This window comes from Thalassolituus sp. UBA2590 (assembly GCF_002339775.1).
Classification (GTDB): Bacteria; Pseudomonadota; Gammaproteobacteria; order Pseudomonadales; family Oceanobacteraceae; genus Thalassolituus.
Map to the genome: position 1 here is coordinate 1 of NZ_DDKU01000161.1, position 2,942 is coordinate 2,942.

General features: G+C 53.3%; 4 protein-coding genes. 3 read left to right on the forward strand and 1 reads right to left on the reverse strand.

The window, feature by feature from the left end:
- From B2067_RS13705 to B2067_RS13715, 3 genes are all read left to right on the forward strand, one after another.
- The coding region (locus B2067_RS13705; protein ID WP_301388806.1) for an MFS transporter at positions 1–607 on the forward strand (607 nt) is incomplete at its 5' end.
- The gene (gene ssb, locus B2067_RS13710) at positions 591–1,226 is read left to right on the forward strand and encodes a single-stranded DNA-binding protein (protein WP_068437255.1); all 636 of its coding nucleotides are present in this window, start codon (positions 591–593) and stop codon (positions 1,224–1,226) included. The genes B2067_RS13705 and ssb, both read left to right, overlap by 17 nt.
- 221 nt (positions 1,227–1,447) lie before the next feature.
- The gene (locus tag B2067_RS13715) at positions 1,448–2,311 is read left to right on the forward strand and encodes a MaoC/PaaZ C-terminal domain-containing protein (RefSeq protein ID WP_068437253.1); all 864 of its coding nucleotides are present in this window, start codon (positions 1,448–1,450) and stop codon (positions 2,309–2,311) included.
- Positions 2,312–2,378: 67 nt separating this feature from the next.
- On the opposite strand, the gene B2067_RS13720 is transcribed toward B2067_RS13715, so the two are convergent.
- Positions 2,379–2,942: sigma-70 family RNA polymerase sigma factor (locus B2067_RS13720; protein WP_301388808.1), on the reverse strand; the 564-nt coding region annotated here is incomplete at its 5' end.

A 2,942-nucleotide genomic window follows, 5' to 3' on the forward strand; every position in this document is an offset into this window, starting at 1 on the left:
GGTCGCCTTTGTCTTGATGGTGCCACTCATCATCATTGCCGAGAAACGCCAACGCATGAAGGGTGTCGTTATTACAGGCGCACTGATCATTGCTGCCGCACTTCTGCTCATGGGCGCAGCTTCCTCACTCTGGCACTGGATCGTATTGCTGTTGTTGTACTTCTGGGGCTTCAACCTTATGGAAGCCAGCTTGCCATCCTGGCTCAGCAAGATCGCACCGGCCGGAGCCAAAGGCAGTGCGATGGGAATCTACTCCAGCATGCAGTTTCTGGGAGCCTTCTTCGGTGGCAGTATCGGGGGCTGGGTTCTCAGCCACTATGGTGCACCAATTCTGTTTGTCGGACTGGGGGCATTGGTGGTACTTTGGGCGCTGTTAATGTCTCAGACCAATGCACCGCGTCATCTGGTCAGTGTCCGCCTGCCGGGCCATCGCCATCTCGATAATTCAGCCCTGGCATCACTTGAAGCTCTGCCCGGCGTTGCTGAAGCACTTTATCTTCCGGCAGAAGACGCGGTATATCTGAAAGTCAGTGCGGATGAATTCAGCCGCGAAGACGCACTGACCTTGATCGAATCCACAGGAGAAAAACATGGCTCGCAGTGTTAATAAAGTCACTCTCATCGGCACCCTGGGTCGCGACCCTGAAGTGCGTTACCTTCCGAATGGCAATGCCGTAGCCAACCTGTCACTGGCAACAGATGAAAGTTACAACGACAAGGCAACCGGCCAGAAGGTCGAGCAGACGGAATGGCACCGCCTGACCGTCTATGGACGTCTTGCTGAAATCTGCCAGCAATACCTGAAAAAAGGTTCACGCGCCTACTTCGAAGGCAAGCTGCGTACCCGCGAATGGGAAAAAGACGGCGTAAAACGCTACACCACAGAGATCATCACCAACGAGATGATGATGCTGGATTCACGCGGCGACGCCATGAGCTCTGGTGCAGGGCAGATGCCAGGCAACATGAGTGGTGGCATGGGTAGCGGAATGGGCGGTTACCAGCAACCACCTCAGCAGCCACGCCAGGCTCCGCAGCAGCCGGCTCAACAGCCAGGCGGTTATCAACAGGCGCCACAGCGCCCGCCTCAGCCTGCACAGCAACCGGCTCAGAGCGGATATGGCAATCAAGGTGGTTATCAGCAACCTCCGCAACAGGCACCTCAGCAGCCTGCTCCGCAGCCAAGCAATAGCTTTGATGATTTTGACGACGACATCCCGTTCTAAGGGAATTGAAAACGGGGCTTCGGCCCCGTTTTTTATATCTGGCCCCAGAAACTTAAAAGACACCTGTCTGACAAAACGTCAGATTCGACGTTAACTGTATGTCTCTGAGGCCAAGTCTAATGCCGCATTAAGACTCTATAATGCTGCGCATTCACTACAGACTAATGGGCATAATAGGCCAGACACACTCCGACTCAGGTATTCAATTAAGGAAGCCTCAGATGTTAACGAAAGAGATCAAGAACCCTACTCCACCAGTCATTCAGTACATTCGTATTGCCCTCAAGAACCCAGCAAAACCGAAGCAAGAACTGGTCTGTGAAGAACGTGCACGTTTCTCCCGTAAAAACGTCAGGATCGATCCTTCCAAACTGGAAGAGTACCGTCGCCAGTGTGGCTTTGAGAAAAGTAAGTACCTGCCTTTCACTTTTCCTTTTCTGCTGACCTTCCCACTGCAGAGTGCGCTGTTTTTGTCGGATGCTTACCCTTACCCGGTCATGGGCCTGGTGCATATCCGTAATATCATCACTCAGCACAAACAGATTCCTGTCGACGCTACCCTGGATACCGATTGCACCCTGATCGGCCCGGAAAAGGTCCACAACGGTGAACTCTTCACTTTCTACACTCGCATGCACATGGACGGCGAACTCGTCTGGGAGTGCCGTAGCGTGCTCCTCAAGCGTGGAAAGAAGAACCCGGATATGGAAAAAGCGCCAACGCTGGATGTCCTTGAGAATCCTGAACGTATCGTAGACTGGGAAGTACCGGCCCTGACAGGCGTTAAGTACGCGCTTCTCGGGCGGGATATCAACCCTATTCATCTGTTCCCGTTCACGGCACGGGCATTCGGCTTCAAGCGTCCGATTGCTCATGGTATGTGGGCAAAAGCACGCGCCATGGCGTCGATCGAATCTCACCTGAAAGGGCGTCCTGCGGAAGTCACTGTAGACTTCAAGCTACCTATCTTCCTGCCGGGACAAGCGCAGCTGGGCTATAACGTCCGTAAAGACGGTGTGGACTTCGGTTTAACCGATCCGGAAGACGGCAAACCCTTCCTCGCGGGTCAGGTGAAATACATCTGAGCTACCCAGTTTCAGACAGACACAAAAAAACCGACCATTGGCCGGTTTTTTTGTTTACGGTGATGGCTTATGCCATACCGAACAGCACCTCTGCATTCAGACCGTGCTTTTCAAATACCTCACGCAGACGCTTCAGTGCTTCTACCTGAATCTGACGCACACGCTCACGGGTGAGTCCGATTTCGCGGCCTACATCTTCCAGTGTGCTGGGCTCATAGCCACGCAGACCAAAACGACGTGAGAGTACTTCTCGCTGCTTTTCAGGCAGTTCTTCGATCCACTGTGACAGGTTGCTCTGTATATCGTCGTTCTGCAGCTCTGTACCCGGATCTTCCATACGCTCATCAGCGATGGTGTCGAGAATCGACTTATCAGAATTCGGGCCCAGTGGGGTATCAACCGAAGTAACACGCTCATTCAGCTTCAGCATGCGCTTAACGTCAGCGACCGGCTTATCGAGCAGTTCTGCGATGTCTTCTGCCGTCGGCTCGTGATCAAGCTTCTGGGCCAGCTCACGGGCAGCACGCAGATAGACGTTCAGTTCTTTTACTACGTGAATCGGCAGACGAATGGTGCGGGTCTGGTTCATGATTGCACGTTCGATGGTCTGACGAATCCACCAGGTTGCGTA